Here is a 15059-nt window from a genome sequence, read left to right as displayed (position 1 = left end):
GAAGAAGATGAATTATAAAAAAGTTGATGAAAAGGATATTCAGTTTTTAGTATCCCTTTTAGGAGAAAATAGAGTGTTTGTTGGTGAAGCCATCAATGAAGATTTTAGTCACGACGAATTAGCTAGTATTAAAAGAATGCCAGAGGCTTTAGTAGAGCCATTAAACACAGAAGAAGTATCCCAGATAATGAAATATGCCAATGAAAATAATATTCCAGTAACTCCAAGGGGCCAAGGAACAGGATTAGTAGGTGGAGCAGTTCCGTTACATGGCGGAATACTTGTAAATATGAGTAAAATGAATAAAATATTAGAATTAGATGAAGATAATCTTACATTAACAGTAGAACCAGGGGTTCTCTTGATGGAAATTAGTAAATTTGTTGAAAGTCATGATTTATTTTACCCACCAGATCCTGGTGAAAAAAGTGCTACAATAGCAGGGAACATAAATACAAATGCTGGTGGAATGAGGGCAGTAAAGTATGGTGTTACAAGAGACTATGTTAGAGGACTAGAAGTAGTACTGCCTAATGGAGAGGTTATTGAAGTAGGTGGAAAAATTGTTAAAAACAGCTCCGGCTATAGCTTTAAAGACCTTATTGTTGGATCAGAAGGAACTTTAGGTATCGTAACAAAGGCGATCTTAAGACTTCTTCCACTACCAAAGAAGGCCATTAGTTTATTAGTACCTTTTAACTCATTAGAAGAGGCGATAGAGACGGTTCCTAAGGTAATTAAGTCTAAATCAATCCCAACGGCAATTGAATATATGGTGAGGGACACAATATTATCGGCTGAAGAGTTTCTAGGAAAGCCTTTTCCAGATAAATCTGCGGATGCTTACTTACTTTTAACCTTTGATGGAAACTCTAAGGAAGAAGTAGAAAGAGCATACGAAAGTGTTGCAGAAATCTGCCTTGAAGCTGGTGCTTTAGACGTTTATATTTCAGAGACTCAAGAGAGACAAGAATCTATTTGGTCGGCAAGAGGAGCCTTCTTAGAAGCTATAAAAGCCTCTACTACAGAGATGGATGAATGTGATGTTGTTGTACCGAGAAATAAAATTGCAGAGTTTGTTAAGTATTCTAATGAACTTCAAAAGGAGTTTGATATTAGAATTAAATCCTTTGGCCATGCTGGAGACGGAAACCTTCATATTTATGTGTTAAGGGATGAGTTGGGTCAAGAAGAATGGGATCAAAAATTAAAAGATGTATTTGATTGCATGTACAATAGAGCGAGAGAGTTAAATGGGCAAGTTTCAGGCGAACACGGTATTGGATTTGCTAAAAAAGGTTATTTATGTGAATCTATTGGAGATCAGTATCTTACATTAATGAGGGGTATTAAAGCAACCTTCGATCCAAATAATATTTTGAATCCAGGCAAGGTTGTGGGATAAACTTAATATAAAAAGTGAAAAACAAAGTCCAAAGGCTGAATATTCCCTTTGGGCTTTGTTTTTTCATAGAAAATAAAGAATATATAAAATTAAGACTGAATATTATTACATAAGAGCCTGTCACAATATCATGGGATAGGTATGGGAAAGTATGTCCTAAAGTGGATAAAAAGTAACAACAAAAAGAATAATAAAATCATAATTAAAATTATATTAAGTGTGAGAATATCTAGACACCTAGTTAAGACATAAGAAGAAGCTTATTATGAAAGGGGAGGTATTATGAAGAAAGGCAGGGAGACCCACGACGAACCTATGACAATCATTAGAGAAGAAGACACATTACCAATGAATAAAATTGTAATTCTAGGTATTCAGCACGCTTTTACAATGTTTGGAGCCACGGTTTTAGTTCCCATTATTACGGGATTAAATCCAGCGGTAGCACTATTTATGGCAGGAGTAGGAACCTTAATATTTCATTTAATTACAAAAGGGAAAGTACCGGTATTTTTAGGCTCATCTTTTGCATTTATTGCTCCCATCTTAGCTGTTGCTACCCATCATAACTTTGCAGTTGAGGGTAGTCCAGAAGTGGGTTTGGCCTATGCACAAGGGGGGCTCGTCGTTGCAGGAATAATCTACATTATGGTTGCAGCATTAGTTTATGCCTTCGGATATCAACGAATCGTTTCTTATTTTCCACCTGTGGTAACAGGCCCTATTATAATGGTAATTGGATTAAAATTAGCTCCTGTTGCTATTGATATGGCATCAGAACATTGGACACTAGCCATTGTTAGCTTTTTAATTGTTGCAATAGTTAGCGTATTTGGGAAAGGATTTTTAAAACTATTGCCAGTTATGTGCGGACTAATAGGGGGCTACCTTGTAGCTGTCATAACAGGAAATGTTGAATTTGCTCCTGTCGTCAACGCTAAAATTATAGGTATACCAGAGTTTGTTATGGCAAAATTTGATTTTCAAGCAATTATGATTATCGCCCCTATAGCTATTGCCACAATGGTAGAACATATAGGGGATGTATTAGCTATAGGTGCCACTGTAGAGAAAGATTTCATGGAATCACCAGGACTTCATAGAACAATCTTAGGGGATGGAATAGCCACATCATTATCGGCTATGTTTGGAGGTCCAGCTAATACTACTTATTCAGAAAATACAGGAGTTTTGGCCCTGACAGGAGTACATAAATCTCTAGTAATGAGAGCTGCAGCAGTTTTCGCTATTATACTGGGAATCGTACCTAAATTAGGCGGTATCATTGCGACAATTCCTACAGCAGTTGTAGGAGGGATATCTATTATACTATTTGGTATGATTGCGGCTATTGGAGGTAGGACATTAGTAGAGAATAAAGTAGACTTTGGAAAATCTAGAAACCTAATTATTACTGCAGTTATTCTAGTTTTAGGTTTAGGAGGAGCTGTATTACCAATAGCAATTGGAAACTTTGCCTTTGACATGGAAGGAATGGCATTAGCAGCTATAGTAGGAATTGTTTTAAATAAGTTGTTACCAGATTAATATTAGCCCTAACATTTATTATAAGTAACGTCCTCTACAACGGGGGCGTTTTTTTTGATAAAAACTGTTGGTAAGTAAAACAGGAATTGTCAGAAAAGTATAGAATTAATAATGTATATTATAAAGTTAGCACCAAAGGACTATTGCTTTTGAGAACTTATTAGTTAATGTTTAGCAGAGAGGGTATAGACCAATTGGGATAAGAAAAGAGGGACGGGTCATGGATAATAGGGATAATAATTTAGTGATTATAAAAGGAGCAGGGGATATTGCTTCTGCAGTGGCTCATAAGTTGGTCCGATGTGGGTTTAAAGTTATTATGACAGAGATAGAAAAACCAACCTGTCTTAGAAGAACTGTTTCCTTTGCCAATTGTATCTATGAAGGGACATGGGAAGTGGAGGGGATTAGGGCCAAGAAAGTAAAAGATTCTGTTGAAATAGAAAAAGTATTGGCTCAAGGAGATATAGCAGTGGTAGTAGACGATAAATGTAGTATAAAAAATGCAGTTAAACCTATCACTATAATTGATGCTGTCTTAGCAAAAACAAATACAGGAACACAGATGGGGGATGCTCCCTTGGTGATCGGATTAGGGCCAGGTTTTACAGCAGGAGAAGATGTAGACTTGGTGGTGGAAACCAACAGGGGGCACAACTTGGGAAAGGTTATTTTGGTTGGGAAAGCTGAAGCAAATACAGGTATACCTGGTAATATTGGAGGATTTTCAAAAGAACGTGTTCTTAGGGCATCTTGCCATGGCAGGATTTATCATATAAAGCGTTTAGGTGATTTGGTAATGATGGGAGAAACAGTCGCAACGATAAACCATATTCCTGTAAAAACCTCTATTTCAGGGGTTATTAGAGGGCTTATATATAACGGGTTAGAGGTGCAGGAGGGGGCTAAAATAGGAGATGTTGATCCTAGAGGAAATAGGGATTGGGTTTACACAATATCCGACAAGGGACGATGTATTGCTGGTGGTGTATTAGAAGGCATTATGATGAAGGGTAATAGAAGGGGGTTATAGAGATGTCCTATCAAAATAAACGAGTTGTTGTAACAGGTGGGGGACAAGGCATTGGTAGAAGCATTGCTTTAGAATATGGAAAAGCAGGAGCTAACGTAATTATTGCTGAGGTTAATGAAGCTATGGGTAGCAAACTTGAAAATGAAATGAGGTCCCTTGGCTATAAAGCCACTTTTATTAAAACTGATATCGCTAAAGAGTCGGATGTTAAGTATATGGTCTCTGAGGCAATTAGACTCTATGAAGGTATTGATATTTTAATAAACAATGCTGCTGTTTCCTATGGACAAAAAGATCCCTTGGAAATAGGCTTGGAAGAATGGAATAGGGTAATTAGTGTCAACTTGACAGGAGCATTTCTCTGTACTAAACATTGTGGTACAATAATGAAGCTACAGGGGGGTGGCAGTATTATCAATATTGCCTCAACCAGAGCCCTGATGTCGGAGGCTTATACGGAGGCATATACAGCTTCTAAGGGGGGGATTATTTCGTTAACCCATGGCCTTGCTATTTCATTAGGACAATATGGCATCAGGGTTAATTCTATTAGTCCCGGATGGATAGAATGTGGAGATTATCAAAAATTAAGGAAGATAGATCACCTTCAGCATCCAACTGGAAGAGTAGGTAAACCAACAGATATAGCAAAACTATGTCTATATTTAACTTCTAAAGAAGCTGCCTTTATTACAGGTAGCAACTTCACCGTAGATGGAGGTATGACAAAAAAGATGATTTATGAAGCGTAATGCTGAAAATATAGTCTAGCTATTGATCTTTTATGGGAAGACTTTGTTCTATTCTTATACAACATATTATGTTATTATTAATAGAGAATGGGCTGGGAGGGAAGCTAACATGGGGCATCTTAAAAAGTATGGTATTTTAATACTCTTAGTGATTAGTTTAACATTTAATTTAACAAATTTTTTAAAGTTGAAGGATGTAAATCAAAAAATGGAGGAGACAAATAAAGTTGTATCTCAACAAGTAGAACGGGGAATTCGACAAAGTATGAGATTAACTGATGAACTAATAGATAATCAGTCTCAACAAACATTGCAAACATTACAAAGATCAATGCAAGACCTGACTTTATCCTTTGGCCATTGGCTAAATATTAATCAAACTGAAAGAAGTCGAAATAAAAGACTAGAAAGGGGACTTTCTGGTATTGAATCGATGCGAAATGTTGTGGTACACCACTTAAATAATCAATATACTGCTAAAAACAATCTTTTAGACGAGTATGACATTGAGCTTTTAAGACAGGTATACGATAATTTAGATCGATTATTAAAAGTTTACTATAATATAAATGAGCGATTACCAGAACTGAAGATTTCAAATAATTCAGATGGAGGACTAGAGCAAGTAGCAGCTAACATTGAAGAGATGACACGCCTTTATCGCCATAGTATTGTACCTAATCACTATCCTAATTATGTGAGTCTGCAAGGGGCAGTGGAAGAAGCTTATAGTCAATTTCCAAAGCTAAAGGAATTGAAATTAGAAGATCATTCAGAGATACAAATAAGAGACGGAGTTCATTCATACCAATTAAAGTTTATTGATCAAAAGGAATTAGTCTATACTGTAGCAGTTGATGCTATTAATTTAGGTATAAGAAACTATGAAGTCCATCGTGAATCGGAAAAAAGAAGTAATGTTTCTAGACAGGAGGCATTAAAGATCGCCGAAGAATTTTTACAACAATTCTATCAAGAAGATGTTGTGACAGAGTTTTTTGAACTTGCTGAAGCAGAAAGTAGTAAAATATATGCCTTTAGATTTACACCAGTAATTGAAGAGATCAAAGTGGTTTCAGATGCCTTTAATATTAATGTATCTTGCCAAGGCGAAGTAGTGAAGTATACCAATGAATTTATAGGTAGTAATCATCCTAACTATACAATTGGTTTTACAACAGAAGAAATTATTGAAAAAGACCAAGAAGTTCATGGGGAATTACAATATGAAGGGTTAAGTATTATTCGTTCTTTCTTAACTCGCTATAGACCGAAGATGGCCTATACCTTTAGGGTAATAAGTAATGAACAACAGATGTTAGTATTTTATGATGTTGAAACAGGAAATCAAATTTATAATTTATACTATATATATGAAGAAATAGAGTAGGAAGTAATGGAAGGTTAAGGGTAGTGTGTAGAAGGAGGGTATCATGAAATTTAACATGATAGAAAGAGACAATAGTGTGATACTGATTAATGCAGAAGATTTTGAACCCAAACATATATTTGAATGTGGACAGTGCTTTAGATGGGATCAAGAAGCTGATGGTAGTTACACCGGTGTAGCCTTTAATCGAGTAATTAATGTAAAGAAAGAAAATAATGAAATTATTATTGATAATACAAATAAAAAAGATTTTGAAGAAATTTGGACAAGCTATTTTGATTTAGAAACTAATTATGGAGCAATTAAAGATCGGTTAGTGATAGATGATCCTGTTATGAAGCAGGCTACTACCTTTGGTAGTGGCATTAGGATACTACGACAGGATTTATGGGAGACGGTTATTTCTTTTATTATATCTGCTAATAACAATATTCCTAGGATTAAAAAAATTGTTAATTCAATGAGTGAAAAATATGGAGACTTTATCGGCACTTATAAAGGTAAGAACTATTATTCTTTCCCTAAACCAGAAGTAATTGCCCAATTGACGAAGGATTCTCTTATGTCATGCAACACAGGATATCGTGCAGCTTATATTATTAATACTGCTATTCAGGTCTCAGACAATGGTTTAATAGTAGGGGACTATCAAAATCCGGCTGATGGGGATTATCTGAAAAAATTAATGGAGTTAAATGGTGTAGGGCCAAAAGTGGCAAATTGTATTGCCTTCTTTTCGCTAGGTAAACTAGAGGCATTTCCGATAGATGTTTGGGTAAAGAGACTCATGGAGCATTTCTATTTTTGTCAAGAAACCCCAGGTGGAGAAATACAACGGTTTGCAAAAGAAAAGTTTGGTCAGCATGCGGGTTATGCCCAACAATATTTATTCTACTATGGTAGGGAATTAGGAATTGGTAAGGGGGACAAAAAGGATGTTCGGGACAGTCGTTAATGCAGTAGCAATTGCAGCAGGAGGTCTAGTAGGCATATTATTAAGAAAAGGAATTCCAGATCGTTTTAAGAAAACAATTATGCAAGGTCTTGGACTAAGTGTTTTTGTAATTGGTCTTTCAGGTACATTTAAGAGCGAAAATATTTTATTAATGATCTTTAGTGTCGTAATTGGTAGTATTATAGGTGAAGCTTTAGCCATAGAAGATAAATTAGAGAAGCTGGGAAAGTGGTTGGAGCGAAAGTTTAGCAAATCAGAAGGATCTATTGCAAAAGGTTTTGTGACTGCCAGTTTAATCTATTGTGTAGGGGCTATGGCTATTGTTGGGGCTTTAGAAAGTGGTCTTGCAGGGAACCACGAAACCTTACTTGCAAAATCCCTTATAGATGGTGTTTCTGCTATTGTATTTGCATCCACATTAGGTCTTGGGGTGTTATTATCATCTATTCCAGTGTTTATTTATCAAGGGTTTATCACCATTACTGCCACCTTTATTCGACCCTTCCTAACAGAGTTAGTTATTGCAGAAATGTCTGCAATAGGAGGGCTACTAATTATGGGGATTGCCATGAATATCTTAGAGATTAAAAAGATTAATGTTGGGAATATGTTACCTGCAGTTTTTCTGCCAATTGTATTTTATTGGGTTTATCCTTATATTACAATGCTATTAGAAGTGATTAAGTAAAAAATTATGCTAAAGGGCTGTCTCAAAACAATTAAACTGAGATGCCCTTTTTGTATCATCTACAGTCTCTAACTTTTATTCAAATAACTAATTAATAGTGCAATAAGTATATATACTGTATTTATCACACTAATCTTTATAGGGGGCTTTAGAAGTGGGATATAAGATAATTAAAATATCAACATTAGGTTTCAAAAAAGATGAAAAAATGATTCATCCATTAAAAATTTATAATGAAGAAGTAATTTGTGCAGGAAATAAAGGTATTTATATTTTTTCAAACAATGAGTTGATAAAAAGAATTGGAGTAAATATAGTTACCTTTTTATCAAAACCCTTTGTAGAAAATAGTGAAAGATTCCTTTTTGCTTCTTTAGATAAAAGCAGAGAAACCTATCATATCCAATTAAATCAATTTAGATATAAAACCAAAGAAAGAGAGGTTTTATTAGATATTACTACTCCTTTTATAGAAAAGGAAGAGGTGCGATACTTTCTTACTAACGGGTTTCTATATTTTAGGCATGTGGATGAAGAAAATGTTTTGTTAGGATTAAAAGGTTCTAAACTAGCTAAAGGTTTTGAAATTAAATATAAACAACAGGATACAGTAATTGAAATTGATAAAAATAATTCTTTTTATCAAAACTACATTATAAGAATAGCCAAAAAACAATCACTATATATTCCAGAAATTACATATAGTGTTTTTAGATGTACTTTAATAGAAAATGATAGACTGAAATTTATAGTAGCTGATGAAATCGGGTTAAGCAGAGGAGAAAGATTAAAAGAAATTGAATACAGTAATAAACATAGTACAAATAAGTCCATAGATGAAAACATAACAGTAGTTATTTTTGAAGAGAAAGATAAATTCAAAAGAAAAGTGCTTGACTTAGGCAGTTCTAATATAAATAATATGGTAAAAATTGTTGCAATAGAAGACAACAGAATTGTGTATGAATCTATAGATTTTCTAGAAGACAAGAAACATCTAATTTTTAATAATCTTTTCACCAAAGAAAAAATTATTAAAGAGATTAAGATTGAATATGACTTTAACAGTATAATGGATTATTATAATATATTTAAATGGAATGAGAGCTATTACATATTAGATTTAGATTATCATTTTGTTTATTTAAAAAATGTCTTAAAGGATCAAGCAGATTATAGGTATCCAAGGAAGCTTGGTCATCTAGATTCTTTTATTGATGGGGAAAATATTATTATCGAAGATAATATAAATCTAGAGAGTCATATTTATAATCTTAAAGAGGAGAGATATAAGACCTTTAAAGGACGGTTGTATTACTCAAAAAGTGATAATGTATTGGTACTTATTGATAAATAACTCCTAGTCCCCATTTAAATAGCTTGTTTTAAAGGGGACTTTTTATTTGTTTGAGTAGGAAGATTATTTTGATGCTTCTAACCATCTTAAATGGTTGAATTTTGTATTTTTACTGCTGATAATACGGAATTATCTGAATTGAAGTAAAAATAAATGAAATAATTAGAAAAACAATGAAATAGTAAAAAAAACGTATCTAAATGATTATAAAATCATGTAATTGGATATATTAGCCTTTAGAGGGATTTGCTTGGTTTCTTACTTTTATATAACATTATATTGTGATTAGCACTCATTAATGAAGAGTGCTAATAATATGCTAATAAAAAATAAAAAAATAAATAAAAAAACATTAAGGAGGGTTAATTATGAACATTAAACCTTTAGGTGACAGAGTAGTAATTAAGAGATTAGAGGCTGAAGAAAAAACTAAGAGTGGAATCGTATTGCCAGGTAGCGCAAAAGAGCAACCTCAAATGGCTGAAGTAATGGCAGTAGGGCCAGGTGGAATGGTTGAGGGTAAAGAAGTAACGATGGAAGTTAAAGTAGGGGATAAAGTAATATTCTCTAAATATGCTGGTACTGAAGTAAAGCATGATGGTATCGAGTATACAATCTTAAGACAAAATGATATTTTAGCAATCGTTGAATAGGCTCTTTTATAAAAGAGATTACTTAATAGGGAAAACATAAAATTTCGAGGAGGTATTTTCATGGCTAAAGAGATCAAATTTGGAGAAGAGGCACGCCGTGCATTAGAAGCAGGGGTAAATAAGCTTGCAGATACAGTAAAGGTTACATTAGGACCAAAGGGAAGAAACGTAGTAATTGATAAGAAATTCGGTTCACCACTAATTACTAACGATGGTGTAACGATTGCAAGAGAAATCGAATTAGAAGATGCATTTGAAAATATGGGAGCACAATTAGTTAAAGAAGTTGCTACAAAAACTAATGATGTTGCTGGAGACGGTACAACTACAGCTACTTTATTAGCTCAAGCAATTATCCGAGAAGGAATCAAAAACGTTGCTGCTGGTGCAAACCCAATGATCTTAAAGAAGGGGATCCAAAAATCTGTAGATGTAGCAGTAGATAAATTAAGAGAGATCTCTAAACCAATCGAAAGCCAAGAAGCAATTGCTCAAGTTGGTGCAATCTCTGCAGGAGACGAAGAAATTGGTAAATTAATTGCAAACGCAATGGAAAAAGTAGGTAAAGATGGGGTAATTTCAATTGAAGAATCTAGATCTATGGGAACTACTTTATCTGTTGTAGAAGGAATGCAATTTGATAGAGGATATTTATCACCATACATGGTAACAGATACAGAGAAAATGGAAGCAGTATTAAACGATCCATACATTTTAATTACAGATAAGAAGATCAGCAACATCCAAGAAATTCTTCCAATCTTAGAGAAGATTGTTCAACAAGGTAAAAAGCTACTGATTATTGCAGAAGATATTGAAGGCGAAGCTTTAGCAACTCTTGTTGTAAACAAATTAAGAGGAACATTTGAGTGTGTAGCTGTTAAAGCTCCAGGCTTTGGTGATAGAAGAAAAGCAATGTTAGAAGATATCGCAATCTTAACAGGTGCTACAGTAATTTCTGAAGAATTAGGCTATGAATTAAAATCTGCAACTGTAGATATGTTAGGTACAGCAAGAACAGTTAAGGTAGATAAAGAAAATACAACAATTGTAGAAGGTGCTGGAAGCGAGAAGGCTATCAAAGATAGAGTACATCAATTAAAAGTTCAAATCGAAGAAACTACTTCTGAATTTGACAAAGAAAAATTAACTGAAAGATTAGCTAAGTTATCTGGTGGAGTAGCTGTAATTGAAGTTGGAGCTGCTACAGAAACAGAGTTAAAAGAAAGAAAACTAAGAATTGAAGATGCATTAAACGCTACTAGAGCAGCTGTAGAAGAAGGTATTGTAGCTGGTGGTGGTACTGCTCTAATCAACGTAATTAAGTCTGTTGAAACTCTTTTAGATACAACTGAAGGAGACGAAAAAACAGGGGTTATGATTATTAGAAGAGCCCTTGAAGAGCCAGTAAGACAAATCGCAGCTAATGCAGGTTTAGAAGGTTCTGTCATTGTTGATAAAGTAATGAATTCTGAAATTGGTATTGGATTCGATGCTTTAAATGAAAAGTATGTTGATATGATTGAAGCAGGTATCGTTGACCCAACTAAGGTTACTAGATCAGCATTACAAAATGCAGCTTCTGTATCGGCAATGTTATTAACGACAGAAAGTGCAATTACTGATATTAAAGAAGATGAACCAGCTGGTATGCCAGGAGGCATGGGCGGCGGAATGCCAATGATGTAATAAATAGAAACACGATGTAATAAATAGAAGCATTTAATGAGATAGATACTGGGGTTAATAGGTGATTATCACCTTAAAAATCACTAAATCACTATATGAATTTCAAATTGTGTCCAATCTAAGGTAGAACTGCTATTTAGATTGGACACTTTTTTCTATTAATTTTACAATAGCTAAGCGCCTAAAGTAATAATAAGTTAAAGTAAAAAGTTAAACCTAATTAGTTGGAATGGTAGAGAAGTAAAGTTCGATATTAAAGAATGGGACTGAAAGCATATAATCTCATCAAATAAAACCTAGGTCAGCGTGTAATCTACACATACTTACCTAGGTGTCTATTTGTCTGAGTTAACTACTGTAACTGATTTTGTTCTTGATTATACTTAGTTTTAGCACTTTGAACATCTTGAGTTTGTGCCTTTTTAGTCTGATACCAGCCTCTTTGTTGCATTGCATCAAAGATTTGATATTGGATGTTTTGAGTATCATTTAAACAACTGGTTAAGTGTTGTCTTAAATTTTGGCAAGATGCTTCTGTAATGCCAGTGTTATAGGCAGAACAAACTTGTTTTTCAGAAGCTAATAAATCATTCATTAATTCTTTTTCTGATAAACTTCTTTGATGAGTCATGTTTAAAGCCTCCCTTAAGTTTAATTAGTCGAAAAAAATTATTGATGAGAATTTAGATAGTTTAGTAATTCATTGTAATGTTGCTTGTGTTTTTGAGCAGCTTCTTGGCAAAGGTTCTTTAGTTGAGTATCTGTACAATAGTTAGCATAAGTGGAAAACTTTTTGTTCATTAGAGATTCATAACCTAATTGGTCTTCTAGAATTTTTAAATTATTAGAATCCAATTGCATATTTCCTTGTTGATTATTCATACCTTGTTGATTTTGATTCATGTTTTGGTTATTCATATTTTGCTGCATATTGACCCTCCCTTAAAGATGTTTTTTTAGTTCCTTTTATATTATTAGAAAAGATGGGGTAAGATATATCTTGTAATTTAAGCCATTAATCAAATACATAAACTCATTTATTTTAGATGATGGTCTTCCTTACTATGGTTTTTTTCATGATCTTCTCTATTTTGATCCATTACTAAAGGAGATGTTGACTGTTCTACAGTATGCCATCCATCGGTAACGTTGTATAATGGAAACTCGTGTCTGATGGCAGCATTATTGCGACTATTGTTAAACCAATTATCAGTTAGCTTTTTTAAAAAATCTCCCATATTTTAAACCTCCTTTAAATTTTTTATAAAATAATTTAAGAATAGAACATAGGATGTTAGGATGCAGTTTCATCCATTAATATTTTTCGTAAATAAAAAGTAATTAACCTAGCCAATACATTCCGTAGTTGGTAAAAAAAATATAAACAAATTTGGAAATTTTTCGAAATTAATTTATAATATAAGTAGAATTACTTGTAGGTTAGACTAAGGAGGTAGGAGAAAATGCAATACAGAGAGTATGGTAGTACAGGTAAAAAAGTATCTGTTATTGGTTTTGGAGGGATGCGTTTTGGGGAAGACGAAGATTATGGAGCAGAAGTTGTAAGAAGAGCCAATGCCCTTGGAATTAACTACTTTGACACAGCTCCCTTCTATTGTAAAGACAGAAGTGAATACATATTTGGAAAAGCATTTAAGAATATGCCAGGAGAATTTTATGTCTCAACTAAAAGTAGTGTTAATAAAGAAGCTACAGCCGACCAAGTAAGATGGAGAATTGAAAACTCTTTAGAACGAATGGGAGTCAATAAAATTAATTTTTTCCATATGTGGTGTGTAATGGACTTAGACCAGTACGGAAGAGTTATGGCGCCAGGGGGCCCTTATGAAGGTGCTCTAAAGGCAAAGGAAGAGGGTTTAATTGATCACTTGGTGATTTCTACCCATTGCAAAGGTTCAGATATAAGAAAAATTATAGAAGATAAAGCTTTTGAAGGGGTTTTACTAGGGTATAATGTTCTTAATCATCCCCATAGACAAGAGGGTGTAGATGCTGCTATAGAACATAATATCGGAGTTGTAACTATGAATCCTCTTGGGGGTGGGTTAATCCCTCAGCATCAGCATTATTTTAGTTTCTTAAAAAGCCATGAAGACGAAACTGTTCCCCAAGCAGCCCTACGTTTTAATGCAGCTCAAAAGGGAATCACTGTTGTTTTAGCAGGTATGGGGACTATCGAAGAGGTAGAAGAGAATGTAAAAACGGTTGAAAAACCTTTAATGATTTCAGCAGAAAAGGAAAAGGAAATTCAAGAAAAGGTTGGTACAGGCATTAATACTTTATGTACCACCTGTGGCTATTGTTTAAAATGTCCAAAAAAAATTAAAATAAGTAGCTATCTAGAGGCCTATAACCTTTCTATACTAGATGGGCCAGAAAGAATGATGGAACATCTAAATTGGTTAAAGGATAGAGGAAATCTAAAGGAAGAAGATATCTTACCAGCTGAATGCATTGCCTGTGGTATTTGCGAAGGGCTTTGTACTCAGAAATTACCTATTATAGAAAGACTTAAGGAAATGGCAGAGGTTGTAAAGTAATATTACTAAGGGAAATTGATAAATAATAATAATACGGGGGGACCAATATGGAAAATGAAGCGGTAAAAATAGAAATAAACGGGAATGAACTAATTTGTCCAGTCTGTAAACATGACGAATTTTGGACAAGAGAGACGTTAATGAATACAGCAGGGGCAACATTTTTAGGTTTTGATTGGGCCAACAAGGCAGCAACTAATTATGTTTGTGATGAATGTGGTTATGTTTACTGGTTCTTAGAAAAAAGATAGGGGTGATAAAATGGAATTTAATTTAAAAGTGGGCATGGAAGGTAAGTTAGAAATAATTGTATCAGAGAAGGACACAGCTGAAGCCTTTGGCAGTGGTGGGGTTAAGGTTTATGCCACTCCTTTAATGATTGGTTTAATGGAAGGGGCCGCCCTAAAGGCAGTAGATCCCCATTTGCCAGAAGGCTTTGCGACGGTGGGTACTCATTTAGATGTAAAACATTTAGCTGCTACACCCGTTGGGATGAAGGCTTATGCAACTGCAGAACTATTAAAAGTAGAAGGAAAAAAATTAACTTTTAAGGTGGAAGCCTTTGATGAAAAAGACAAGATTGGGGAAGGCACCCATGAGAGATATATTATTCAATTGGATAAGTTTATAGAAAGAGTAAACCAGAAAAAATAAGTAAGAAAAATTGAATAAAATACCAATTATGCAATTTTTATTTGGTAAATAATTTAAATATAATTAATATGTAGAAATTAATCGAATTATATCTTGACATCTATATACCCATCTGATAACTTAGTTAATAACAATTTAATCGATTCACTCATATAAGGCCGAAAATAGGGTTCGGCAGTTTCTACCAAATGACCGTAAATCATTTGACTATGGGTGGAGTTATTATATTAAGATATCAATGGGTAAACAAGATTAGAGAGACTAATCTAAATAACCTATGGTTGTAATGCAACCCGTATAATAATTTCACTCCTAATGGAAATGAAATTGTTATGCGGTTTTTTTTATATCAATAGAAAAGTTTGTCTCTAATT

The 15059-nt window shown here is 33.9% G+C and carries 16 protein-coding genes and 1 riboswitch; of the genes, 13 read left to right on the top strand and 3 right to left on the bottom strand.

The features are described 5' to 3' along the window. The first annotated feature begins 7 nt into the window (after window positions 1-7). From T335_RS0119015 to groL, 10 genes are all read left to right on the top strand, one after another. The gene (locus tag T335_RS0119015) at window positions 8-1405 is read left to right on the top strand and encodes an FAD-binding oxidoreductase (protein WP_026478934.1); all 1398 of its coding nucleotides are present in this window, start codon (window positions 8-10) and stop codon (window positions 1403-1405) included. A gap of 282 nt (window positions 1406-1687) precedes the next feature. Next, entirely contained in the window at window positions 1688-2953 is a 1266-nt protein-coding gene (locus T335_RS0119010) for a uracil-xanthine permease family protein (RefSeq protein ID WP_034328937.1), read from the top strand. Window positions 2954-3173: 220 nt separating this feature from the next. Continuing rightward, window positions 3174-3986 (top strand): selenium-dependent molybdenum cofactor biosynthesis protein YqeB, encoded by an 813-nt coding sequence (gene yqeB, locus T335_RS0119005; protein WP_026478932.1) that lies wholly within the window; start codon window positions 3174-3176, stop codon window positions 3984-3986. Window positions 3987-3988: 2 nt separating this feature from the next. Next, complete coding sequence (locus T335_RS0119000) at window positions 3989-4738, top strand: glucose 1-dehydrogenase (protein WP_026478931.1); 750 nt, start codon at window positions 3989-3991, stop codon at window positions 4736-4738. A gap of 109 nt (window positions 4739-4847) precedes the next feature. Continuing rightward, the gene (locus T335_RS0118995) at window positions 4848-6128 is read left to right on the top strand and encodes a YcdB/YcdC domain-containing protein (RefSeq protein WP_026478930.1); all 1281 of its coding nucleotides are present in this window, start codon (window positions 4848-4850) and stop codon (window positions 6126-6128) included. Window positions 6129-6171: 43 nt separating this feature from the next. Next, complete coding sequence (locus T335_RS0118990) at window positions 6172-7083, top strand: DNA-3-methyladenine glycosylase family protein (protein WP_026478929.1); 912 nt, start codon at window positions 6172-6174, stop codon at window positions 7081-7083. Beyond that, entirely contained in the window at window positions 7064-7771 is a 708-nt protein-coding gene (locus T335_RS0118985) for a DUF554 domain-containing protein (RefSeq protein WP_026478928.1), read from the top strand. The genes T335_RS0118990 and T335_RS0118985 overlap by 20 nt, the downstream gene beginning before the upstream one ends. Before the next feature lie 154 nt (window positions 7772-7925). Continuing rightward, window positions 7926-9128 (top strand): hypothetical protein, encoded by a 1203-nt coding sequence (locus tag T335_RS0118980; protein WP_026478927.1) that lies wholly within the window; start codon window positions 7926-7928, stop codon window positions 9126-9128. 368 nt (window positions 9129-9496) lie between these two features. Further along, window positions 9497-9781, top strand: a complete 285-nt coding sequence (gene groES / locus T335_RS0118975; RefSeq protein ID WP_026478926.1) for a co-chaperone GroES — start codon at window positions 9497-9499, stop codon at window positions 9779-9781. 60 nt (window positions 9782-9841) lie between these two features. Next, on the top strand, window positions 9842-11470 hold the full coding sequence (groL, locus tag T335_RS0118970; RefSeq protein ID WP_026478925.1) for a chaperonin GroEL: 1629 nt from the start codon (window positions 9842-9844) through the stop codon (window positions 11468-11470). Between the two features lie 352 nt (window positions 11471-11822). On the opposite strand, the gene T335_RS0118965 is transcribed toward groL, so the two are convergent. The 3 genes from T335_RS0118965 to T335_RS0118955 form a co-directional block, all read right to left on the bottom strand. Next, on the bottom strand, window positions 11823-12101 hold the full coding sequence (locus tag T335_RS0118965) for a spore coat protein (protein ID WP_026478924.1): 279 nt from the start codon (window positions 12099-12101) through the stop codon (window positions 11823-11825). 38 nt (window positions 12102-12139) lie between these two features. After that, a complete protein-coding gene (locus T335_RS0118960; protein WP_330371298.1) occupies window positions 12140-12400 on the bottom strand; it encodes a hypothetical protein in 261 nt (86 codons plus the stop codon). A gap of 107 nt (window positions 12401-12507) precedes the next feature. After that, window positions 12508-12708, bottom strand: a complete 201-nt coding sequence (locus T335_RS0118955) for a hypothetical protein (RefSeq protein WP_026478922.1) — start codon at window positions 12706-12708, stop codon at window positions 12508-12510. A 225-nt stretch (window positions 12709-12933) separates the two neighbouring features. Here T335_RS0118955 and T335_RS0118950 point away from each other — a divergent pair, with 225 nt between their 5' ends. From T335_RS0118950 to T335_RS0118940, 3 genes are read left to right on the top strand one after another with little or no spacing between them, the layout of a single operon-like run. After that, window positions 12934-14031, top strand: a complete 1098-nt coding sequence (locus T335_RS0118950) for an aldo/keto reductase (protein WP_026478921.1) — start codon at window positions 12934-12936, stop codon at window positions 14029-14031. 47 nt (window positions 14032-14078) lie between these two features. Next, window positions 14079-14282 (top strand): hypothetical protein, encoded by a 204-nt coding sequence (locus tag T335_RS0118945; protein ID WP_026478920.1) that lies wholly within the window; start codon window positions 14079-14081, stop codon window positions 14280-14282. A 10-nt stretch (window positions 14283-14292) separates the two neighbouring features. Further along, window positions 14293-14685, top strand: a complete 393-nt coding sequence (locus T335_RS0118940) for a thioesterase family protein (protein WP_026478919.1) — start codon at window positions 14293-14295, stop codon at window positions 14683-14685. 128 nt (window positions 14686-14813) lie between these two features. Next, window positions 14814-14915, top strand: a riboswitch (purine riboswitch). The last annotated feature ends 144 nt before the right edge of the window (window positions 14916-15059 follow it).

This window comes from Alkaliphilus transvaalensis ATCC 700919 (assembly GCF_000621485.1).
Lineage (GTDB): Bacteria > Bacillota > Clostridia > Peptostreptococcales > Natronincolaceae > Alkaliphilus > Alkaliphilus transvaalensis.
The sequence above is the reverse complement of the archived record's forward strand: the minus strand, read 5'-3'. Positions and strand labels throughout refer to the sequence as shown.